Here is a 20824-nt window from a genome sequence, read left to right as displayed (position 1 = left end):
GCGCTCAGTTCACAGTGCCGCTGATGTAGACGATTTCGCCCATCGGGTCGTTGTCGTCGTGGGCGGGAACTGGCAGGCCGTGGCGGACGAACAGCTCCGAACGCGCCACGCCCGTCATCTGCCAGCCCTTGGCACTCAAATAGTCGGCAGCCGAATGCCTCTCGCCGTGATAGATCAACGACGGCATGTCCATGTTCAACCCGATCTGGTTGAACATCGAGGTGGCGGCGCGGGCCTTTTCCGGGTCGAAGTCCTTGAGCCCCGGCACGAACTCGGTGGCCACCGCACTGCCCGGCGCGCTGAGCGCGGCGATGTTGTCGAACAACCGGTCCTGCGCCTCCGGCGGCAGGTAGATCAACAACCCTTCGGCGCACCAGGCGGTCGGAGCGGCCGGATCAAACCCCGCTGCCCGCAGAGCAGCCGGCCAGTCCTCGCGCAGGTCGATCGGTACGGTCCGCCGTTGTGCCGTGGGTTCGGCACCCAGACCGGCCAGCGTGCGCGTCTTGAACTCGATCACCTCGGGCTGGTCGATCTCATAGACCACGGTGCCCTCGGGCCACGGCAGCCGGTACGCACGCGAATCCAGCCCGGAGGCCAGGATCACCGCCTGCCGGATGCCGGACTCACCGGCCGCACCGAAGAAATCATCGAAGAACCTGGTCCGCACGGCCATCTCGTCGATGTTGGAACGGGCCCGCTCAGCGGCGTCCGGTGCCAGCTGAGTCAGTGCCTCCAGACTCAGCTCACCGTCGACCATCTTGGTGAACACCTCGATGCCCACCGCGCGGACCAACGGTGCGGCGAACGGATCGTCGATCAGGCCGTGGGAATCCCGGCTGGCGATCGCCCGCCCCGTCGCCACCATCGTTGCGGTCGCGCCGACGCTGGAGGCCAGGTCCCAGCTGTCGCCATCGGTACGTGCCATCGTGCGCCTCCCGACTGTCTAGTTCGATGCCTTCAGGGTTGCTGACAGATAACCAGAGTCTCCCGCGAGATCGGCGAGCTCCTCGGGAAAGTCGAAGCCGTGCGACTCGTACGCCGCCCGGCTGGACTGCACCGTGACGTTCCACCCCTGGGGGGTGAGGTGGTCACGGACCGCGGTGCGCTCGCCGGAATAGAACAGGTCCTTCAGATCCACGTCGGACCCGACCTTCTTGGACCACTGGCTGACCCGCTCGGTCCACTTCTCGGTAAGCATTGCGGCGTCCATGTGTTCGGTCGCCAGCCGGCTGCCCGGGGCGCTGAGCACGGTGATGTTGTCGAGCAACCGATCCTGAGCTTCCGGGGGAAGGTAGATGAGCAGACCTTCGGCGATCCAAGCGGTCGGAACCGCTGGATCGAAGCCGTTGTCACGCAGGGCTTTCGGCCAGTCATCGCGCAGATCGACCGGCACAGTGTGCAGCTCGGCTGCCGGGGTGGCGCCGAGGTCGGCCAGGGTGCGGGTCTTGAACTCCAGCACCGCCGGCTGGTCCACCTCGAATACCACGGTGCCGGCAGGCCAGGCGAGCCGGTAAGCGCGAGTGTCCAGGCCCGCGGCCAGGATCACGGCCTGGCCGATCCCGGCCGCACCGGCTGCCAGGAAGAAATCGTCGAAGAACCGGGTGCGGACCGCGATCTGCTCGCACATCCGCTGCCGGTCGAGCATCACGTCGCCCTCGACGCACACCTCACCGTCGGCGAGTCGGATGCTGTGTTCCAGACCCACCGCGCGTACGAGTGCGTCGGCGTATGGATCGGTGATCAGCGGGTCGGTTTGCTTGCTGGCCAGGGCGCGTGACGCCGCGACACCGGTCGCGGTGGCCCCGACGCTGGTGGCGAGATCCCAGCTGTCGCCTTCGGTGCGGGTCATGGTGCTCCTAGTTTCGTATCGCGATAACGGATTGCGAATTACGTTGCAGCGCAGCGGAGTCCGCGGTGGGGAAGGTGCGGCCATAGTCGGCAAAAAGATCGGGCCGTCGTCGGGCGGTCACCGACCATCCGCGGTCTGTGAGGTAGTCGACCACCGAGTTGCGCTCGCCGTCGTACCAGAGGTTGGCGAGGTCGAGGTCGAGCCCGTGCTGACGCCACTGCTCGCTCAAAACCTGTCCGCGCTCGCGCAGGTCCGCCGCCATGCCGGGCAGGTGGTACTCGGTGGCCAGCCTGCTGCCCGGGCTGCTGAGCGCGGTGATGTTGTCGAACAACCGGTCCTGGGCCTCCGGAGGCAGATAGGCCAGCAGCCCCTCGGCGCTCCATGCGCTCGGCGCCGCCCGATCGAACCCGGCGGCTTCGAGCGCCGCGGGCCAGTCGTCACGAAGGTCGACGGCCACGGTGCGGCGTTCGGCCGTGGGGGTGGCCCCGATCTTCGCCATGGTGGCGGTCTTGGCGCCGATCACGGCGGGCTGGTCGAGTTCGTAGACCACGGTGCCGTCGGGCCACGGCAGCCGGTATGCGCGCGAGTCCAGCCCGGAGGCCAGGATCACCGCCTGGCGGATCCCGGCGTCCGTGGAATTGCCGCCTACGGCGACCTCCGTGGAATTGCCGCCTACGGCGGCGGTGAAGAAGTCGTCGAAGAACTTCGTCCGCACCGCCATCACGCCGGTCATCAACGCGGCACCTTCGGCCAGTTCGCCGTCGAGAGCGATCTCGCCGTCGACAAGCTTGGTGAAGAACTCCACTCCGACTGCGCGGACCAGATCGGCCGCGTAGGGGTCGTCGATCAGCGGGTCGGGCTCAGCACTCGCAATCGCGCGGGCCGCCGCGACCATCGTCGCCGTCGCGCCCACACTGGAGGCCAGATCCCAGCTGTCGGTGTCAGACCGTGCCATCGCCGGCTCCCTCAGTTCTCGGCGTTGATGTAGAGCACCGATGCTGCGTGGGCCTCGTCCTCGACCGGCGGCAGACCCGTGCGGATCAGCAGATCGTTGGACGAGATGGCGGTGGTCCTCCAGGCATGCCCTTCCAGATACGTCGTGACGTCGGCGCGGTCGCCCAGGAAGATCAGCTCGTTGAGGTCCATGTCCAGGCCGTGTGCCCGCCAGCGGTCGGTGAACTCCTGCATCCGGGCCCGGATCGTCTCTTCGTCGTTGGTCTCGGTCGCGGGCACGCCCTCGACACCAAAGCGGCTGCCCGGGGCACTCAGCTCGGTCACCTGATCGAGCAAACGGTCCTGCGCGTCTCCCGGCAGGTAACCCAGCAACCCCTCGGCGATCCATGCGGTCGGCACCAAGGGGTCGAACCCGGCCTCGGTCAGTGCGGTGGGCCAGTCGAACCGCAGATCGATGGCCACGGTGCGGCGGTCGGTCGTCGGCACCGCGCCCAGGCTCGCCATGGTCGTGCTCTTGAACTCGATCACCTCGGGTTGGTCGACCTCGTAGACCACCGTTCCGTCCGGCCATGGCAGCCGGTAGGCGCGCGAGTCCAGACCGTCCGCCAGGATGACCGCCTGTCGGATGCCGGCACGACAGGCGCTCAGGAAGAAGTCGTCGAAGAAACGCGTGCGGGCGGCCATGCCGTTGGCGAACCGGATCAGGCCCGTGGCCGCCTCTTCGTCGAGTCCTTCGGTGGTGAAGTTCTCGTCGGCCAGCTTGGTGAAGAATTCCATGCCGACCGCGCGAACCAGGGGAGCGGCGAACGGGTCGTCGATCACCGGATCATCGGAGTTGGTGGCCATCGCGCGCGCTGCCGCGACCATCGTCGCCGTCGCACCCACGCTGGAGGCGAGATCCCACGAGTCGTCAGCAGTCCGGGCCATGAATTCCCCTTTGTTCAGTCAGAATCAACGTGTTAGTTAGGTGGTGTAATGAGCTGTCGCCGACTGTACGCCCCGATTCTGAAGAGCAGCTCTGCTCGCAGCTAGGCGGTATGGCGCGGGGATCGCAGAGGGTCGACTCGGGTGCGCACAGGGGTCCTCTCCGCGGCAACTGTTACTCTCGTAGACTGATTTGACGGCTGAGTCCGCAGGCTGCGCGCCTGCTGGGCGGCCGGACATGACTTGACCATTGACGCTGGCTTCACCCAGCCCCATTTGGCACGCCGCGCTGAGAGGTCGGCTGCGCAGGAGGAAGAGTGCTTTCGGCTTTCATCTCATCGCTGCGGACGGCCGACCTCAGACGCAAGATCCTGTTCACGTTGGGCCTGGTGATCCTGTACCGGGCCGGCGCGTCGATCCCGTCTCCGGGGGTTAACTACCCGAACGTCCAGAAGTGCATCGAGCAGGTCAGCGGCGGAGATTCGGCGCAGATCTACTCATTGATCAACCTGTTCTCCGGTGGCGCGCTGCTGCAGCTGACGGTGTTCGCGGTGGGCGTCATGCCCTACATCACCGCCAGCATCATCGTCCAGCTGCTGGTCGTGGTGATCCCACGCTTCGAACAGTTGCAGAAGGAGGGACAGGCCGGTCAGGCCAAGATGACGCAGTACACGCGTTATCTGTCGATCGCGCTGGCCGTTCTGCAGGCCACCAGCATCGTGGCACTGGCCGCCAACGGCGGCCTGCTGCAGGGCTGCAGCCTCGACATCATCCAGGACAGCTCGGTCTTCGGGCTGGTCGTCATCGTGCTGGTGATGACGGCCGGCGCCGCGCTGGTGATGTGGATGGGCGAGCTGGTCACCGAGCGCGGTATCGGCAACGGCATGTCCCTGCTGATCTTCGCCGGCATCGCGGCCCGGATCCCGTCCGAAGGCCAGACCATCCTGGAGAGCCGCGGCGGCCTGGTGTTCACCGCAGTGGTGGCCGCGACGCTGCTGATCATCGTCGGCGTGGTGTTCGTCGAGCAGGGCCAGCGCCGCATCCCGGTCCAGTACGCCAAGCGCATGGTGGGCCGCAAGATGTACGGCGGCACCTCCACCTACCTTCCGCTCAAGGTCAACCAGGCCGGCGTCATCCCGGTGATCTTCGCGTCGTCGCTGATCTACATCCCGCACCTGATCACCCAGCTGATCCAGAGCGGGAGCTCCAACCCGGGCACGGGTTGGTGGGACAAGTTCGTCGCCGACTATCTGACCAACCCGGCGGACCCGGTCTATATCGCGATCTACTTCGGCCTGATCATTTTCTTCACGTACTTCTACGTGTCGATCACGTTCAACCCGGACGAGCGTGCCGATGAGATGAAGAAGTTCGGTGGATTCATCCCGGGCATCCGGCCCGGCAAGCCGACCGCGGACTACCTGCGCTATGTGCTCAGCCGGATCACTCTGCCCGGCTCGATCTACCTCGGTACGATCGCCGTTCTGCCCAACGTGTTCCTGCAGATCGGCAACACCGGCTCGGTACAGAATCTGCCGTTCGGCGGAACCGCGGTTCTGATCATGATCGGTGTCGGTCTGGATACCGTTAAACAGATCGAGAGCCAGCTCATGCAACGCAACTACGAAGGGTTCCTGAAGTGAGAGTCGTTCTACTCGGACCGCCCGGTGCGGGCAAAGGCACGCAGGCCGAGAAGCTGTCCGAGAAGCTCGGCATCCCGCAAATCTCCACCGGAGACCTGTTCCGCAAGAACATCGGTGACGGCACCCCGCTCGGGCTGGAGGCCAAGCGCTACCTGGACGCCGGGGATCTGGTGCCCGCCGAACTGACGAACCGTCTGGTCGAGGACCGCATCGACCAGGCCGACGCCGCTGACGGATTCATCCTGGACGGCTACCCGCGCTCGGTCGAGCAGGCCGGCGCGCTCAAGGACATGCTTGCCGCCCGCAACACCAAGCTCGATGCGGTGGTGGAGTTCCAGGTGTCCGAGGACGAGTTGCTGACCCGCCTCAAGGGCCGCGGCCGCGCCGACGACACCGATGAGGTCATTCGCAACCGCATGAAGGTCTACCGCGACGAGACCGAGCCGCTGCTGGAGTACTACCGCGACGACCTGAAGACCGTGGATGCGGTGGGCGGCCTCGACGAGGTGTTCGCCCGCGCATTGCACGCACTGGGTAAGTGATCAGATTGCCGGGGTTGCGTAAGCGCAAGGTCGTTGCGCAGCGTAGCGCCGGAGAGTTGGACGCGATGGCGGTCGCCGGGGCCCTGGTCGCCTCGGCGCTGAGCGCGGTGCGCGCAGCCGCCGCCCCCGGTGTGTCCACACTCGAGCTGGATCAGATCGCCGAGGCCGTCATCCGCGACGGCGGCGGCACCCCGTCTTTCCTCGGCTATCACGGGTTCCCGGCCAGCATCTGCGCATCGGTCAATGACCGTGTGGTGCATGGCATTCCGTCAGCCGACGAGAAATTGGCGGCCGGGGATCTGGTGTCCATCGACTGCGGTGCCATCGTCGACGGCTGGCACGGCGACTCGGCAGTGACGTTCGGGATCGGCACGCTGATCGCGGCCGACGAAGCCCTCTCTGCCGCAACGAAATCGGCCATGGAGGCCGGCATCGCGGCGATGCTGCCCGGAAACCGGCTGACCGATGTCTCGCACGCGATCGAGGTCGAGACCCATGCCGCCGAAGCTCGCCACGACCGCAAGTACGGGATCGTCGAGGGCTATGGCGGACACGGCATCGGCCGGCAGATGCACATGGACCCGTTCCTGCCGAACGAAGGCTCGCCGGGCCGTGGCCCGTACCTGGAGCCGGGCTCGGTGCTGGCCATCGAACCCATGCTGACCCTGGGCACCACCGAGACCAAGATCCTCGACGACGAGTGGACCGTCGTCACCGCCGACGGGACCCGCGCGGCGCACTGGGAGCACACGGTCGCAGTGACCGAAGACGGCCCACGAATCCTCACCCGGTAATCAACGACAGCAATCCCTGCCCGAACCGCGCGTCGGCGTTGGTGTACGCCCGCGTGCAAAGGTAGTAGTTGAACCGGATCGCCACCAACGTCGTATCACAGACGGAGGTAGGGAATGGATGATCCGGAGGCCGCCATGATGCGGGTGCTCTACGACGAGCATGCTGCCGCGCTGTGGCGCTACGCCCTGCGGCTGACAGGGGACAGGGCGCGCGCCGAGGACGTGGTGCAGGAAACGTTGCTGCGGGCGTGGCGTCACCCTGAAGTCACCGCCGACACCGACCGTTCGGCCCGGGCGTGGTTGTTTACGGTGGCGCGAAACATGATCATTGATGAACGCCGGAGTGCCCGTTTTCGGAACGAAACCGGGGTGCCGGACCCCGAACAGGTGGCAGACCATTCCAAAGCGGCCGCCGCCCCCGACCAGGTGGACAATGCGTTGGACCGAATCTTGCTGAGCACGGCGCTGAGCCAACTTTCCGACGAACACCGCGCAGTGGTCCGCCGGGCGTACTACCAGGGGTGGAACACCGGCCAGATCGCCGAGGACCTGCAGATACCCGAGGGCACCGTGAAATCACGGCTGCACTACGCGGTACGTGCACTACGACTGAACTTGCAAGAGATGGGGGTGACACGATGACACAGTTCGGTGTACCCCACATCCCTGATCCGGTGGAATCCGACCGTTATCGGACCTGGGATGCGGCCTATGTGCTCGGATCGCTCGACAGTGGCGAGCGCCGCGAGTACGAGGCCCATCTGGACGGTTGCGCGCAGTGCCGTGCCGCGGTGGCCGAGCTGAGCGGCATGCCCGCGCTTCTGGCCATGCTCGACCTGGACGAGGTGAACGCCCTCGAATCCGAACAGCCCGACCCGCCGCTGCGGCCCGAGGTGCTGCAGTCCGTGCTGGCCAAGGTCAGCTGGCGTCGCCGCCGCTCGCGGTGGGTGACCACGGCCGCGGTGGGCGTGGCCGCGGCCCTGCTGGCGATCGGTGTGGTGATCGGTGTCCGTCCGGAGGTGTTCGGCCTGCACAGCGGCACCGAACAGCAGAACTCGCAGATGATGGCGATGGCCAAGATGTCCGAGACGCCCATCAACGCCAGCATCGCGATGACCAGTTACTCCTGGGGCACCCGGATCGACATGGCCTGCAGCTACGGAAGCTGGGGTAAGCAGGATGCGCCCCCGCAGAACCTGGGCATGGTGGTGATCGGCCGGGACGGCAGCCGCAACGAGATCGCGACGTGGCTGGGATTGTCCGGCGCGACCGCGCTGCCCAGCGGCAACACCCAGATGCCGGCGACGGATATCGCTGCCGTGCAACTGGTTACGTCCCCCGACGGCAAGGTGCTGCTGGAAAAGCAGCTCTGAGCGGTCCGGCCCGCGGGGCAGCTGGCGCGGCTTTTGTCACGCTGGAGTGGCCCTAGAATCCGAGGGCCACTCCAGCGTGACATTTGGGCGGCCCGGCGGTCTGACGGCTCGGCGGCCCGGCGGTCTGACGACCTTGGGAACCTTCGAAAGTTCTGCGTAAACCCCGGGAGTTTGCACAAATACGTGCTCGGGGTGAACCACCGCCACTCATGTGTCGTGTCTCTGGCAGAGCACGGAAGTAGGTGGCACATGGTCAACATGCACCGGGTGGTGGACCACATCGTCGGTCAGCTGGCCGCGAACGGGGTCACACATATCTTCGGCGTGGACGGTGCCAACATCGAGGACCTCTACGATGCCGCGTACTTCCGCGAGGACATCACCGCGGTGCTGGCCAAACACGAATTCTCCGCTGCCACAATGGCAGACGGGTTCAGCCGCAGTGGCGGCCGGATCGGCGTCGTGGCGGCGACCTCCGGCGGTGGTTGCCTGAACGCCGTGCCCGGGCTGGCGGAATCGCTGGCCAGTCGGGTGCCCGTGCTGGCCCTGATCGGGCAGGCGCCGACGACGCTCGACGGCCGCGGCGCGTTCCAGGACACCAGCGGGGACAACGGAAGCCTGGATGCGCATGCCTTGTTCTCCGCGGTCTCGCTGTACTGCCGCAGAGTGCTGAAGCCCACAGACATTCTCACTGCGCTCCCGGAAGCACTTGCTGCGGCACACACCGGCGGGCCCGCGGTGCTGTTGCTGCCCAAGGACATTCAGCAGGCCGAGCTGGGGGCGCCGGGTGCCGGCAACGGCCGGACCGGAGCGGCCGGATCGACGATGGCACGCCACTGCGACCTCAACGCGCTCGAGCAGGCGCTGCGCCGCGCCGACGGCCCCATCACCGTCATCGCCGGTGAACAAGTGGCCCGCGACGATGCCCGGGCTGAACTGGAACGGCTGCGGTCCATTCTGCGGGCACGGGTGGCCACGGTGCCCGACGCCAAGGATGTGGCGGGCACGCCGGGTTTCGGCTCCTCCTCGGCGTTGGGGGTGGCCGGTGTGATGGGCCATCCCGGGGTGGCCGTTGCCGCAGCACAGAGTGCGTTATGCCTGCTCGTCGGCACTCGCATGACGGTGACCGCCCGGGCCGGCCTGGATGAGGCGCTGGCTTCGGTGCCGACCCATTCGATCGGCGCCCAGGTGCCCTACCCGCCGTGCACCCATACCCACTCAGACGATCTGCGCGTCTCGCTGACCCTGCTGGCCGGGGCGCTGTCGGGGCCCGGCCGTCGCGCCCAGGTGCGGGTGCCGGACCCGGCGCCGCCCACCGAACTGCGCCCACCGGTCCACGACGGCCCGGGCATCAGGTATCGCGACGCGATGCGCGTACTCGACGACGTCCTGCCCGACGGCACCGACATCGTCGTCGACGCAGGCAACGTGGGGGCCTCGGCCATCCACCATCTGCCGGCTCGGCGTGACGGCCGCTTCATGGTGGCGCTGGGCATGGGAGGCATGGGATACAGCTTCGGCGCCGGAATCGGGATGACGTTTTACCGGGCCGCGCCGGCAGGTATGGTGCCCACTCGGCGTACCGCTGTGATCGCCGGCGACGGCTCATTCTTCATGCACGGCATGGAGATTCACACCGCGCTGCAGTACCGGCTTCCGATCACCTTCGTGCTGTTCGACAACCACGCCCACGCCATGTGCGTCACCCGGGAGCAGCTGTTCTACGAAGATCGCTACTCCTACAACAGATTCGGCCCGAGCCGGCTGGGTGCTGGGCTGGCGGCGATGTTCCCCGGACTGCCCGCTTACGACGTCGCCGAGATCCGCCACCTGCCCCAGGCGCTGGGCATGGCTCTCGACGCCGACGGCCCTTCGGTGCTGAGCATCGAATGTTCAGCCGACGAAATTCCGCCGTTCGCTGCCTTTCTCACCACCACGACCAGCCCACCTTCGATTTCAGAGGAGAACCCGTCCCATGTCACTGCCCGCGCTTGAAGACATCACGGCCCATCGCGCCACCCGCACCCCGCTGGACGGACTGATCCGGATCGAGACCTCGCCAAAGGAGCAGGCCACACCGATCATCATGGAGATGATGCGGTCGGTGTACCCGCACGACCAGGTGTTCGGCCAGTACTGCACCGTCAACGACTACATCGAGTGCCCGCCCGACGAACTGTTCGACTACATGTCCGATACCCGCTGTCTGGAGGAGTGGACATACAGCCTGCGTGGTTTCACCCCGACCGAGGAGCCCGGGCTGTGGTTGGCTCACGACCGGCTCGGCGCCGGGCCGTCGGGACCAGGTAGCGAGATCTACACCCGCACGGCGGCCAACCGCGATGCGCTCACCGTGGACTACCACTGCGCCTGGGATCAGGGCAAGCATCTGTGGATGATCTACCTGATGCGCATCGTCGACGCGCAGGTGGTCCTCGACAAGCCGGGATCGGTTGTGCTGTGGACGAATTGCCATCACCCGTTCTACGACGAAAACCCATACCCGGAGACCGCGCCCCCGGCGCGACCGGTCTGGGTGGGCGACTTCTGGGACATGTTCGGCCCCGGCCATCTGCTGGAGTTGCGAAACCTCAAGGCAATCGCCGAATACCGGCACCGAAACGGCCTGCCGGTCACCCCGGACTGGATGAGATGAGACGCGCCATGACTGCGAACATGTCCACGTACAAACCCGTCAGCCTCATCGACGTGTCCACCTACCTGCCCGGTGACCCGATCGGTGCCGACTACTACGCCGGGTTCGCCGAAACCGATGAGCTGGCCGACAACGTGATGTTCCGGGCGCCGCGATTCCGACATCACGTGGGGCCCGAGGAAACCGCGATCGACATGGTCGAGCGGGCTGCCGCCGGGGTGGTCGAGCGGCACGGTTCCGACGTCATCACCGGAGCCGACGTGTTGATCACCCACACCCAGCTGCCGGACATGCCGTTCTACGGCGGCGGGGGCGGCATGGCGCACCGGCTGGGTATGAAACCCAACTGGGTGATCGATCTGCACAACGGCGGGTGCGCGGCATTCATCCTCGGGCTCAAGGTGGCCCGGACGCTGCTCGGCGCGGGAGAAGGTCGTACCGCGGTGATCGCGATCGCCCAGAACTCGGCCGGCCAGGTCTTCGATCAGCAGACCATCCGGCGCAAGGCGCAGGCCGCGGTGCCCGGCGACGGGGCCGCCGTCGGGCTGGTGACGCTGTCCGACGCGTCGCCAGTCCTCGACATCGAATGCCGCACTTACGGGGAGTTCGCCGGGGACATGACCGTGGTGATGGACCCGCCGCGCAAATGGTGGCAGGCCGGTCCGGGTGAGGCCTGCATCGGGTTCACCGAGAGCAAGATCACCAAGGTGCTGGCCCGGGGCAACCGGCAGGTGCCCGAGGTGTCCTACGCGGTGTGCGACCGGATCGGGGTGCAGCCCAGGGACATCGATCTGTTCGTGACCAATCAGCCCAACCGGGTGTTCCTGCGCAATTGGCGTGAGGCGCTGGAATTGCCACCCGAACGCCACGTGGACACCTTTGACGAATGCGGAAACCTGTTCGCCGCAGGGATTCCCGTCAATCTGGACCGGGCCGTCGCCGGCGGTCGGGTGAAGGCCGGCGATACCGTGCTGATGGCCGCCTTCGCCCACGCCGGTGACTTCGCCGGGGCCGCGGCGGTGCGATGGGGCGGCCTGGTAGGCGACAGTGCCGATGCGGGGCGGGTGTGATGGCAGCACCGCGCACCGCACTGTCCGGCGTGGTCGGCGCGCTGCCGCAGGCGGTCAACCCGTTGGCGTTGTCGCTCAACGAATGTCCGTTTCCGCCGCTGCCCGCGGTGCGCTCGGCGCTGCGGGCCTGCGACGGGGCGGCAAACCGGTATCCGGAGTTTCTGCCGCAACGGTTGCGTTCACTGATCGCCGGGCATGACGGGGTGGCCGAGGAGCAGGTGATCGTCGGCGCCGGCGCCACCGGGGTCATCATGCAGGTGCTGCATGCGGTGACCAGCCCGGGCGACACCATGGTGATGGCGGCGCCCACCTTCGACGGGTATCCGATCTTCGCGCAGATGGCACGATTGCGGACGATCACGGTTGCGCTCGATGCGCACGGCCATCACGACCTGGACGCGATGGCCGAGGCCGGCCAGCGCGCGAAAGTGGTGGCGGTCTGCCGGCCGCACAACCCGACGGGCACCATCGAGCCGGACGTCGAGATCGAGCGACTCCTGACCCGGCTTCCCGAGGACACCGTGGTGCTGCTCGACGAGGCATACGTGGAGTTCTTGACCGCCGATCAACGTATCGACGGGCCCAGCCTGGTAGCCAGGTTCGGCAATGTCGTGGTGGTGCGCACCTTTTCGAAGGCCTACGGCCTGGCCGGGCTGCGGATCGGCTACGGGTTCTGCGCCGCGGACCTCGGCAGGCAGCTGTGGCAGATGCAGCTGCCGTTCGGGATCGGGCTCAGTGCCCAGGTCGCGGTGGCGGCCTCCTATGATGCGGAAAATCAACTGCACCAACGCATCCGAATGATCGCGGCGGAGCGGCGCTACCTACAGGCCCGGTTGCGCGCACTCGGCGTCTACAGCACGGATGCCCACGCCAACTTCCTGTACCTACCCGGCGGGGCCATGTCGTGGCCGGAGGTGTTCGACGGCACCGGACTTCAGGTCCGCCATTACGCCGACGGCGGTGTGCGGATCACCGTCGGATCACGGCAGTCCACTCGCGCCGTGCTGGGGGCGGTGACCGCGGCCGGCTGAACGCGCTGTGCGGGGCCGGATGCGCGCGGAATGCGTGGTCCCCGCGCGGTGATGCGGTAAGAAGAGGCGTGCCCTCGCCACCAGACAAACGTGACCCCATCGCGCAGGCCCGCGCGAACTGGGAGGCCGCCGGATGGGGCGACGTGGCCGGCGGCATGGTGGCGGTGACCTCGGTGATGCGGGCCCACCAGATCCTGCTGGCCCGGGTGGAGTCCGCACTGCGGCCGTACGATCTGAGCTTCTCGCGGTTCGAGCTGCTGCGGCTGCTGGCATTCAGCCGGGCCGGCGCATTGCCGATCACCAAGGCCTCCGATCGCCTCCAGGTGCATGTCACCAGCGTCACCCACGCCATCCGGCGCCTGGAAGCCAGTGGTCTGGTGGAGCGCGTCCCGCACCCGACCGACGGGCGCACCACATTGGTGCAGATCACCAAACTCGGGCGGTCGACGGTCGAGGACGCCACGGTGACCCTGAACCAGCAGGTGTTCGCCGATGTCGGGATGTCCGATGAAGAATCTCAGGCGCTGGTGGCCTCGATCGAGACGCTGCGCCGACACTCCGGGGATTTCTGAGGCCGCTTTCTGCGCCGTCGGGGCTGACGCGCCTACGCTCGAACACAGTCGAGGGGAGCGCGCATGAACACCAAGCGGGTGGGTGCGGCGTTGGGTGCCGCCGCCGTCGTGTTGATGGCGGCCTGCAGTAGCACGACCACCGGCGTGGCCACCGCGCCCGACGACGTCACGCCGTTCACGACGTCGTCGAAGGCGCCCAGGTCCACTGCCGCCAAGAGTCCCGGCCCGCCCCCAGGCGTCGGGCGTGGTCCGGCGGACCTGCCTGCGGAGGCGTACGCCGAGGTCCGTGCCGCCGGTATTCAGGGTTCTGACACGGCGATCGGGGAGCAGCTGATGCTGGCGTGCATCATGGCCGGCGGCAGCTTCAACAAGACGAAACAAGATGTCGTCGACGTGTTGATCCAGATGGGCAGCCGCCTCAGCCCTCCCGCGCTCATGACGATCGTGACCGTGGCGCTCAAGTACGAGTGCCCCGAACTCGCCGGGAAACTCGGCGGTTAGTCGGCGACCCGCAGGCTGAGAAACTCCGGGGCTTTGATCACGCGGCGCAGCATGAACCTGATGAACGCCGGCATGCCGGTGGCGTTCTCGTCGCGGTAGACCTCGGGTGCGGTCAAGCGGTACCGACGGCGTCGGGCCTCCAGTTCGCAGCCGCCTGCGGCCAGTACGTTGCGCACCCAGTCGGCCTGCGAGCCGTAGGTCAGGGCGATGACGAAACCGTTCGGCCGTCGAAATGCCCACAGCGGTGTGCGGAAGGTGCGGCCGGACTTGCGGCCCCGGTGGATGACGACTGCCCAGCCCGGTGCCCATGGGGCGATGAACTGGGTGAGCTTGTTGAGGCCGATCTTGTTGACGTGGGCGACCCAGCGTGGAGCGGGCATCGTTTTAACTCCTCGGTTGTGGAATTAATGATTCGAGCGTAGACCTGGCCTGATCGGGAAGTCAACGACTGTAGAATTTCTTCACTATGCCGCCCCGTGGACGACGGCCGGGACAGTCCGGCACCCGTGAGGAGTTGGTGGCCACGGCCCGGCGGATGTTCGCCGAAGGCGGCTACGACAAGACCTCACTGCGCGACATCGCGACCGCCGCCGGTGTGGACCCGGCCCTGATCCGGCACTATTTCGGAGGCAAGGCCGAGCTGTTCCGGGCCGCCGTGGGCTGGCCGTTCGACCCGGAGCAGTTCAGCGACCGGATTCTCGGTGACGCCGAGACCGGCTTGGCCGAACGCCTCGCCCGGCTCTTCTTCGAACTGTGGGAACAACCCGACACCCGGGCGCCCCTGCTGGCCATCCTGCGTGGTGCGGCCACCCACGAGGAATCGGCCGCACTGGTCCGCCAGTTCATCGAGCAGCGCCTCTACCCGCAGATCGCCACCGCACTCACCGGTGCCGACGCCGAACTACGGGTGGACCTGGCCATGGGCCAACTACTCGGCATCGCCTACCTGCGTCACATCCTGCGGATCGAACCCATCGCATCGCAATCGGTCGAGGAGCTGATCGCCCGGGCGGTACCTGCGGTGCGTGTGCACCTTGAGGACCCACCTTGAAAACGGTCGACTACTGCGTGACGGACGGCAGCGGAATGGTCGCGGTGACCGTGGTACCCGCGCCCGGCCGCGACCGGATGTGCAGCCGCCCGCCGACGATCTCGGCCCGCTCGGCCATCGAGAGCAGTCCGTAGCCACCCATCTCGTCGCTGCCCAACGGGTGTTCGAAGGTATCGAAACCCTTTCCGTCATCAACGATTTCGAGGCGTGCCACACCGTCGTCGACGGCGAAGGTGAGCCGGGCCCGATCCGCGTCGGCATGTTTGACCACATTCTGCAGACATTCCTGGGCGATCCGGTACAGCGCCAGCTCGATGTGATCGGGCACGCGGGTCTCGGCGAGGTCGACCTCGATCGGGATCCGCGGAATCGAGCGGGCCAGGCTGGCCAACCCACCCGACAAACCGAGATCGTCGAGCACCGGCGGACGCAGCCCGCTGATCGCTGCCCTGGCCTCCTGCAGAGTCAGCGCAACCAGCTCGCGGGCGGCCGCCAACTGCTCGGCCACCGCCTGCGGTTCGACCGCGCGCGCCGCGGCGTCGAGCCGGTAGGACAGCGTCACCAGCCGCTGGGAGATGCCGTCGTGAATGTCGCCGGCCAACCGGCGCCGCTCGATCTCCTGAGCCTGGATCACCTGCTCGACGAAATTCTCGTGGGCACGCTCGCGAGCCACCAACTGGCGGTGCAACCGGGCCTGGTGCAATGCCCCGGCGATCAGCCGGCCGATCACCAGCAGCAACTCCACGTCGCGCGGCGTGAACTCTCGGCGTTCGACGGTGTGCACGTTGAGCACACCGACCAGCCCGCCCGGCCCGGTCTCCATCGGGACCGACACCATCGAGGTGAAGTCTCGTCCGCGCAGCGACTCGAAGGGCTTGTAGCGGGGGTCGGACTCCTTGTCGTGGCTGATCACCACGGGCTGGCGATGGCTGGCCACCCAACCGGAGATGCCCTGCCCCAGCGGTAGCCGGATCTTGCCGATCTCGGCGTCGAACGGCGGAGTGGCCCCGGCCAGCGTCAGGGCGCGGTCCGAGTCGTCGAGCACGTGGACGAAGCACACGTCGGTGGCGGTGGCCTCGGTGATCATCCCGGCCGCCGCGGCGGCCAGCGGTTCCACCCCCGGGCCGCTCGACGCGGCGCGGATGAGCTCACGCAGCAGGGCCAGCTCCCGGTCGGCGGTGAGGTCGATCGGCCCGAGTTCGCGTCCGGATTTCTCGGCGGTCATTGGTAGATGCCTTCGCGCAGCGCGGTGGCCACCGCACCGGCCCGGTCGCTGACCCCGAGCTTGCGGTAGATGGAGCGTAGGTGCGTCTTCACGGTCTCCTCGCCGATCACCAGCTTGTTGGCGATCCCCCGGTTGGACAGGCCCGCGACCACGAAAGACAGGATCTCGCTCTCGCGCTGGGTCAGCCCCTGCCGGACCCCGGGCCAGAACTCGTCGCGCTGCAACCGGGCCGCGGTGCCGGCCGCGCGGGCCGCCATCCCCGGATCGATCGCGGTCTGGCCGCTGTGGGCGAATTCGAGCTGACGCACCAGCTCGTCGCTGCTGATGCTCTTGAGCAGATAGCCCGCGGCGCCCACCCGCAGGGCCTGGAACAGGTACTGCTCGTCGTCGTAGACCGACAGCATGACCACCTTGCGTTCCGGTTCGCGCTCACGCAGCACCCGGCACAGGTCCAACCCGCTGGAACCTTCCATGCGCACGTCGCACAGCACGATGTCGGGATCGAGTGTCTCGATGACGCTGAGTGCGCGTTCCGCGCCCACGGCCTGGCCGACCACCTCGACCCGGTCGTTGAACGCAGCAAGCATGGCCTTGAGACCCTCGATGACCATTTCATGGTCGTCGACCAGCACAAGGCGCACTGGATTGGAGGGCGCCATGGCATCACCCTAGAGGGGGTGAGGTCCGGAGTAGATGAACTTGACCGGCCCAATCCCCCCTACGGGGGACGCGCGGACGATGTGACGTGGGCCACTCTCATGGGGTGTCGTCAACACAAGAGAAGTCATGGCGGGCCGGGCGGTTCTGGTGGGACTGTTCGCGGCCTGATACGAGTGCCCATCCGCTGCGTGCGGTGATCCTGGACCTCGATGCGCTGTCGGATCTCGACGTCGACGGACATCGCGTTGTCTTCAACGCCGCGTTCGCCGCGCACGGTCTGCCCATCGAGTGGGAGGTCGCGCGGTATCAGCAGCTCCTTGCGCTGCACGACGAACGTCAACGGGTGACTGCCGAGCTGCGCAAGCGCTGCGTGGGGCCGGACTGCGATGTCCTCACCGAAGTGCTCGCCGACGAGATCTGCACGACCAAGGACATGATGTTCGACGAGATGATCCTCGATGCGGGCCTGACGCCACGGCCGGGCCTGGAGGATCTGATGAACGACGCGTTCCTGGCCGGCCTGCCGGTCGGCGTGGTCGCCGCGGGCCGTCGCCGCTGGGCCGAACCGCTGGTGCGCCAGCTGGTCGGTGACGGCCTGGTGGAAACCGTCGTCACCACCGACGACGTCAGCGCCTCCGGGGCCGACCTGTACCGGCATGCCCTGGGTGAGCTGGGTGTGGCCGGCCACGATGCGTTGGCCATCGCCGGCTCGGTCTCGGGCCTGCGCGCCGCCAACGACGCGGGGATGGCCAGCCTGCTCATCGATCCCGACGGCGGTTCCGGGTCATACGCGGCCGTTGCGGTCCGGCCGGATTTCGCCGGCGCCGAGCCGCTGCGTTTGCCGGTGTGCCAGCGCCTGCACAGCCAGTGGTGGGCTCAGCGCAGCCCGTCTGCGGCCTAGCTCCTGTCGCGTATCCGCGTTTGTAACCTGGTGGCGGCGAGACGCGAATTCTGGCGCCACCACGTTACGAACGTGAGGTTGTCGGTGGGCGCGGGCACACTTTTCCCGCATGGTGGAGCCGTTCATCGGCAGTGAGGCCGTTGCGGCCGGCAGGCTGACACGCCACGATCTGCGTGCCCGGTTCACCGCTGTGCACCACGACATCTATGTGCCCAGGGGGACTCGGCCCACCGCGGTGCTGCGCGCCAAGGCGGCCTGGTTGCGATCACGGCGGCGGGGCGTATTGGCTGGGTATTCCGCGTCGGCGCTGCATGGAGCACGTTGGATCGATGCTGCGCTTCCCGCCAACATTCTCGACACGAATCGGCGACCGACCCGGGGAGTCGTCGCCTGGGCCGACGTGATCGATGACGACGAAATCTGTCAGATCGGCGATATCCGATTGACCAACCCGCTACGGACGGCGGTCGACCTCGCCTGCCGACTGCCAGAAGACGCCGCTGTGGCAGCGATCGATGCGCTGGCGCGGGCCACGCGGCTGAAAGTCGCTGACATCGAATTGGCCGCGCAGCGGTATACCGGCCGCAAAGGCATCAAACAGGCACGTGCGAGCATTGCCCTGGTCGACCCCGGAGCGGAATCCCCGCAGGAAACCTGGTTGCCGCTGTTGGTTGTTCGCGCGGGCTATCCACCACCACAGACACAGCACCCGATCTACAACGAGTACGGCGCATTGATCGGAGACGCCGATCTCGCCTGGCCGGAGCTAAAGATCGTCATGGAGTACGAAGGCCTGCACCACACCGATCCCGACGTCCTCCGCAAGGACATCGCCCGTATCGACGCGATGATCGAAATGGGCTGGAGCATCATTCGGGTTACCTGCCGCGACGGCGAGGCCAATGTTCTCGGCAAGCTTGCCAGGGTGTGGGCTTCGCGTTCGTAACACCGCGGCGGGCCGCGTTCGTAACCTGGTGGCGGCCAAACACGAATTTCACCGCCACCTGGTTACAAACGCGAGGAGGAATCAGTCGCGCAGCGTCTCGATCACCGCGCTGAAGTCCTCGTCAGCGTGCTCGTCGGCGAACGCGGCGTAGATCTGTGCCGCATGTGTGCCGAGCGGAGCCGAAGACCCGGTGGACATCACCGCAGCCATCGCCAACCCGAGGTCCTTGTTCATCAGGGCGGTGGCGAAACCCGGCTTGAAGTCGTTGTTGGCCGGAGACGTCGGGACCGGGCCTGGCACCGGGCAATTCGTGTGGACGGCCCAGCAGTTGCCGGTGGCGCCGGTGATCACGTCGAACAGCGACTGTGCAGGCAGGCCCAGCTTCTCGGCCAGCACGAAAGCTTCGCCGACCGCGATCTGTTGCACCGCGAGCACCATGTTGTTGCAGAGCTTGGCGGCCTGGCCGGTGCCCGAGCCGCCGCAGTGGATGATCTTGCCCGCCATGGGATCCAGCACCGATAACGCCGCTTCGAATGCTTCATCGGTGCCGCCGACCATGAACGCCAACGTGCCCGCGGTCGCGCCCTTCACGCCGCCGGAGACCGGGGCGTCGAGCTGAGCGTGCCCGTGTTCACCTGCCTTTGCGTGAATCTCGCGGGCGTCGTCGACCGAGATGGTCGAGGTGTCGATGAACAACGTGCCTTTCGTGGCAGCCGGCAGCACCTCGGCATAGCACGCTTTGACGATGTTGCCGTTGGGCAGTGAGGTGATCACCACGTCGGCACCGGACACCGCCGCAGCGCCGGTGTCGAAGACCTTGGCGCCGTTGGCTTCAGCGGCTGCCTTCGACGCGGGCACGGGATCGAAGCCGTGCACGGTGAGGCCCGCTGCCACCAGGTTGGCCGCCATCGGGCCGCCCATGTGCCCCAAACCGAGGAACGCGATCGTGGTCACGTATGTCTCTCCCTATGCAGAGTTGCGGGTGCGGGACGACTCGGAACGCCCGATGACCACCCGCATGATTTCGTTGGTTCCCTCAAGGATGCGGTGCACCCGTAGATCCCGGACGATTTTCTCCAGACCGTACTCACGCAGATAGCCGTAGCCGCCGTGCAACTGCAGCGCCTGATCGGCCACCTCGAAGCACGTGTCGGTGACGTACAGCTTGGCCATCGCGCACAGCGTCACCTTGTCAGGGTGGTCGGCATCCAGCGCGGAAGCCGCCCGCCACAACATGTTTCGTGAGGTCTCCAGGCCGGTGGCCATGTCGGCCAAGGTGAACCGGATGGTCGGCTCGTCGAGCAGTGACCCACCGAAGGCCTGGCGGTCGGCCAGGTAGGCCAGCGCTTTGTCGTAGGCGGCCTGGGCCCCGCCGAGCGAGCAGGCCGCGATGTTGATCCGGCCACCGTTCAGACCGTTCATCGCGATGCCGAACCCGGTGCCCTCCGTGCCGCCCAGCAGGGCATCGGCCGGAACCCGCACACCCTCGAGGATCACCTGTGCCGTGGGCTGGGCATTCCAGCCCATCTTCTGCTCCTGGACGCCGAAACTCAGCCCTGGTGCGTCCTTTTCGATCACGAACGCCGAGATCCCCCTCGGGCCGTCAGCGCCGGTGCGGGCCATCACCACGTACACATCGGAGCTGCCGGCCCCGGAGATGAACTGCTTGACCCCGTCGAGGACGTAATCGCTGCCGTCGCGGACCGCCCGGGTGCGCAGCGCCGCCGCGTCCGAGCCGGCACCCGGTTCGGTGAGGCAGTAGCTGGCGATGGCGTCCATCGACGCCAGCTTGGGCACCCAGGCCTTGCGCTGCTCCTCGGTGCCGTAGCTGTCCACCATCCACGCGCACATGTTGTGGATGGACAGGAACGCCGCCAGGGTGGGATCGGCAGCGGCCAGTTGCTCGAAGATGCGTACCGCATCCAGTCGACGCAGCCCGCTGCCGCCGGTGTCCTCACCGCAGTAGATGGCGCCCATGCCGAGTTCGGCCGCCTCGCGTAACACGTCGGTGGGGAAGTGATGGGTCTCATCCCACTCCAACGCGTATGGCGCGATGCGCTTTTCGGCGAACGCGGCCGCCGTCTCGGCGATCACGCGCTCGTCTTCATCCAGGTCGTGCAGATTCACCGGTG

At 67.0% G+C, this 20824-nt stretch carries 23 protein-coding genes; 14 read left to right on the top strand and 9 right to left on the bottom strand.

Annotation, left to right across the window (positions count from 1 at the left end):
- Nucleotides 1-4: 4 nt before the first annotated feature.
- Genes BKG60_RS27000 through BKG60_RS26985 form a run of 4 tightly spaced genes read right to left on the bottom strand, consistent with a single transcriptional unit; the run spans nt 5 to nt 3730 of the window.
- Nucleotides 5-925, bottom strand: a complete 921-nt coding sequence (locus tag BKG60_RS27000) for a class I SAM-dependent methyltransferase (RefSeq protein WP_070944275.1) — start codon at nt 923-925, stop codon at nt 5-7.
- A gap of 18 nt (nt 926-943) precedes the next feature.
- On the bottom strand, nt 944-1849 hold the full coding sequence (locus BKG60_RS26995; protein ID WP_070944274.1) for a class I SAM-dependent methyltransferase: 906 nt from the start codon (nt 1847-1849) through the stop codon (nt 944-946).
- Between the two features lie 7 nt (nt 1850-1856).
- The gene (locus BKG60_RS26990; protein WP_070944273.1) at nt 1857-2804 is read right to left on the bottom strand and encodes a class I SAM-dependent methyltransferase; all 948 of its coding nucleotides are present in this window, start codon (nt 2802-2804) and stop codon (nt 1857-1859) included.
- 11 nt (nt 2805-2815) lie between these two features.
- Entirely contained in the window at nt 2816-3730 is a 915-nt protein-coding gene (locus tag BKG60_RS26985) for a class I SAM-dependent methyltransferase (protein WP_070944272.1), read from the bottom strand.
- A 314-nt stretch (nt 3731-4044) separates the two neighbouring features.
- Here BKG60_RS26985 and secY point away from each other — a divergent pair, with 314 nt between their 5' ends.
- From secY to BKG60_RS26930, 11 genes are all read left to right on the top strand, one after another.
- A complete protein-coding gene (secY, locus tag BKG60_RS26980; protein ID WP_070186303.1) occupies nt 4045-5370 on the top strand; it encodes a preprotein translocase subunit SecY in 1326 nt (441 codons plus the stop codon).
- Nucleotides 5367-5912, top strand: coding sequence for an adenylate kinase (locus BKG60_RS26975; RefSeq protein ID WP_070944271.1), 546 nt, complete (start codon nt 5367-5369; stop codon nt 5910-5912). The genes secY and BKG60_RS26975 overlap by 4 nt, the downstream gene beginning before the upstream one ends.
- Nucleotides 5909-6706 carry a type I methionyl aminopeptidase gene (gene map / locus BKG60_RS26970; RefSeq protein WP_070186301.1) on the top strand — a complete coding sequence of 266 codons (798 nt, stop codon included), beginning with the start codon at nt 5909-5911 and terminating at the stop codon, nt 6704-6706. The genes BKG60_RS26975 and map overlap by 4 nt, the downstream gene beginning before the upstream one ends.
- 114 nt (nt 6707-6820) lie before the next feature.
- A complete protein-coding gene (locus BKG60_RS26965; protein WP_070944270.1) occupies nt 6821-7348 on the top strand; it encodes a sigma-70 family RNA polymerase sigma factor in 528 nt (175 codons plus the stop codon).
- Nucleotides 7345-8079, top strand: coding sequence for an anti-sigma factor family protein (locus tag BKG60_RS26960; protein WP_070944269.1), 735 nt, complete (start codon nt 7345-7347; stop codon nt 8077-8079). Before BKG60_RS26965 ends, BKG60_RS26960 begins: the two co-directional genes overlap by 4 nt.
- Nucleotides 8080-8328: 249 nt before the next feature.
- A complete protein-coding gene (locus BKG60_RS26955) occupies nt 8329-10074 on the top strand; it encodes a thiamine pyrophosphate-binding protein (RefSeq protein ID WP_070944268.1) in 1746 nt (581 codons plus the stop codon).
- On the top strand, nt 10055-10735 hold the full coding sequence (locus BKG60_RS26950; RefSeq protein ID WP_070944267.1) for a hypothetical protein: 681 nt from the start codon (nt 10055-10057) through the stop codon (nt 10733-10735). The genes BKG60_RS26955 and BKG60_RS26950 overlap by 20 nt, the downstream gene beginning before the upstream one ends.
- Before the next feature lie 20 nt (nt 10736-10755).
- Nucleotides 10756-11805, top strand: coding sequence for a 3-oxoacyl-ACP synthase III family protein (locus tag BKG60_RS26945; protein WP_070944363.1), 1050 nt, complete (start codon nt 10756-10758; stop codon nt 11803-11805).
- Nucleotides 11805-12836, top strand: coding sequence for a pyridoxal phosphate-dependent aminotransferase (locus BKG60_RS26940; RefSeq protein WP_070944266.1), 1032 nt, complete (start codon nt 11805-11807; stop codon nt 12834-12836). The genes BKG60_RS26945 and BKG60_RS26940 overlap by 1 nt, the downstream gene beginning before the upstream one ends.
- A gap of 68 nt (nt 12837-12904) precedes the next feature.
- Complete coding sequence (locus tag BKG60_RS26935) at nt 12905-13408, top strand: MarR family transcriptional regulator (protein ID WP_070944265.1); 504 nt, start codon at nt 12905-12907, stop codon at nt 13406-13408.
- 63 nt (nt 13409-13471) lie between these two features.
- The gene (locus BKG60_RS26930) at nt 13472-13909 is read left to right on the top strand and encodes a hypothetical protein (protein WP_070944264.1); all 438 of its coding nucleotides are present in this window, start codon (nt 13472-13474) and stop codon (nt 13907-13909) included.
- On the opposite strand, the gene BKG60_RS26925 is transcribed toward BKG60_RS26930, so the two are convergent.
- A complete protein-coding gene (locus tag BKG60_RS26925; RefSeq protein ID WP_070944263.1) occupies nt 13906-14289 on the bottom strand; it encodes a nitroreductase family deazaflavin-dependent oxidoreductase in 384 nt (127 codons plus the stop codon). The genes BKG60_RS26930 and BKG60_RS26925 overlap by 4 nt on opposite strands.
- Nucleotides 14290-14375: 86 nt before the next feature.
- Between BKG60_RS26925 and BKG60_RS26920 the strand changes: the two genes are divergently transcribed.
- Nucleotides 14376-14960: a TetR/AcrR family transcriptional regulator gene (locus BKG60_RS26920; protein WP_070186095.1), complete on the top strand. Its 585-nt coding sequence runs from the start codon at nt 14376-14378 to the stop codon at nt 14958-14960.
- Between the two features lie 10 nt (nt 14961-14970).
- Here the strand turns inward: BKG60_RS26920 and BKG60_RS26915 are convergent, their stop codons facing one another.
- A complete protein-coding gene (locus BKG60_RS26915) occupies nt 14971-16185 on the bottom strand; it encodes a GAF domain-containing sensor histidine kinase (protein WP_070186096.1) in 1215 nt (404 codons plus the stop codon).
- Nucleotides 16182-16844, bottom strand: a complete 663-nt coding sequence (locus tag BKG60_RS26910) for a response regulator (protein WP_070186097.1) — start codon at nt 16842-16844, stop codon at nt 16182-16184. Before BKG60_RS26910 ends, BKG60_RS26915 begins: the two co-directional genes overlap by 4 nt.
- A 104-nt stretch (nt 16845-16948) precedes the next feature.
- Between BKG60_RS26910 and BKG60_RS26905 the strand changes: the two genes are divergently transcribed.
- Together BKG60_RS26905 and BKG60_RS26900 are read left to right on the top strand one after the other, a co-directional pair.
- Nucleotides 16949-17746 carry an HAD family hydrolase gene (locus BKG60_RS26905; protein WP_070944262.1) on the top strand — a complete coding sequence of 266 codons (798 nt, stop codon included), beginning with the start codon at nt 16949-16951 and terminating at the stop codon, nt 17744-17746.
- A gap of 109 nt (nt 17747-17855) precedes the next feature.
- Entirely contained in the window at nt 17856-18692 is an 837-nt protein-coding gene (locus BKG60_RS26900) for a PDDEXK family nuclease (protein WP_070944261.1), read from the top strand.
- 81 nt (nt 18693-18773) lie between these two features.
- Here the strand turns inward: BKG60_RS26900 and mmsB are convergent, their stop codons facing one another.
- Together mmsB and BKG60_RS26890 are read right to left on the bottom strand one after the other, a co-directional pair.
- The gene (mmsB, locus tag BKG60_RS26895) at nt 18774-19646 is read right to left on the bottom strand and encodes a 3-hydroxyisobutyrate dehydrogenase (RefSeq protein WP_070944260.1); all 873 of its coding nucleotides are present in this window, start codon (nt 19644-19646) and stop codon (nt 18774-18776) included.
- Nucleotides 19647-19658: 12 nt separating this feature from the next.
- Nucleotides 19659-20819 (bottom strand): isobutyryl-CoA dehydrogenase, encoded by a 1161-nt coding sequence (locus tag BKG60_RS26890; protein WP_070186101.1) that lies wholly within the window; start codon nt 20817-20819, stop codon nt 19659-19661.
- Nucleotides 20820-20824 lie beyond the last annotated feature (5 nt).

The sequence above is a fragment of the Mycobacterium syngnathidarum genome, from assembly GCF_001942625.1.
Taxonomy (GTDB): Bacteria; Actinomycetota; Actinomycetes; order Mycobacteriales; family Mycobacteriaceae; genus Mycobacterium; species Mycobacterium syngnathidarum.
This window is presented reverse-complemented; position numbering and strand designations above follow the sequence as displayed.

Bases quoted from the DNA above. Each gene is read 5' to 3' on its own strand.
- BKG60_RS27000 (WP_070944275.1), bottom strand. From the start codon at position 925: ATGGCACGTACCGATGGCGACAGCTGGGACCTGGCCTCCAGCGTCGGC.
- BKG60_RS26995 (WP_070944274.1), bottom strand. From the start codon at position 1,849: ATGACCCGCACCGAAGGCGACAGCTGGGATCTCGCCACCAGCGTCGGG.
- BKG60_RS26990 (WP_070944273.1), bottom strand. From the start codon at position 2,804: ATGGCACGGTCTGACACCGACAGCTGGGATCTGGCCTCCAGTGTGGGC.
- BKG60_RS26985 (WP_070944272.1), bottom strand. From the start codon at position 3,730: ATGGCCCGGACTGCTGACGACTCGTGGGATCTCGCCTCCAGCGTGGGT.
- BKG60_RS26965 (WP_070944270.1), top strand. From the start codon at position 6,821: ATGGATGATCCGGAGGCCGCCATGATGCGGGTGCTCTACGACGAGCAT.
- BKG60_RS26960 (WP_070944269.1), top strand. From the start codon at position 7,345: ATGACACAGTTCGGTGTACCCCACATCCCTGATCCGGTGGAATCCGAC.
- BKG60_RS26955 (WP_070944268.1), top strand. From the start codon at position 8,329: ATGGTCAACATGCACCGGGTGGTGGACCACATCGTCGGTCAGCTGGCC.
- BKG60_RS26950 (WP_070944267.1), top strand. From the start codon at position 10,055: ATGTCACTGCCCGCGCTTGAAGACATCACGGCCCATCGCGCCACCCGC.
- BKG60_RS26945 (WP_070944363.1), top strand. From the start codon at position 10,756: ATGTCCACGTACAAACCCGTCAGCCTCATCGACGTGTCCACCTACCTG.
- BKG60_RS26940 (WP_070944266.1), top strand. From the start codon at position 11,805: ATGGCAGCACCGCGCACCGCACTGTCCGGCGTGGTCGGCGCGCTGCCG.
- BKG60_RS26930 (WP_070944264.1), top strand. From the start codon at position 13,472: ATGAACACCAAGCGGGTGGGTGCGGCGTTGGGTGCCGCCGCCGTCGTG.
- BKG60_RS26925 (WP_070944263.1), bottom strand. From the start codon at position 14,289: ATGCCCGCTCCACGCTGGGTCGCCCACGTCAACAAGATCGGCCTCAAC.
- BKG60_RS26920 (WP_070186095.1), top strand. From the start codon at position 14,376: ATGCCGCCCCGTGGACGACGGCCGGGACAGTCCGGCACCCGTGAGGAG.
- BKG60_RS26915 (WP_070186096.1), bottom strand. From the start codon at position 16,185: ATGACCGCCGAGAAATCCGGACGCGAACTCGGGCCGATCGACCTCACC.
- BKG60_RS26910 (WP_070186097.1), bottom strand. From the start codon at position 16,844: ATGGCGCCCTCCAATCCAGTGCGCCTTGTGCTGGTCGACGACCATGAA.
- BKG60_RS26900 (WP_070944261.1), top strand. From the start codon at position 17,856: ATGGTGGAGCCGTTCATCGGCAGTGAGGCCGTTGCGGCCGGCAGGCTG.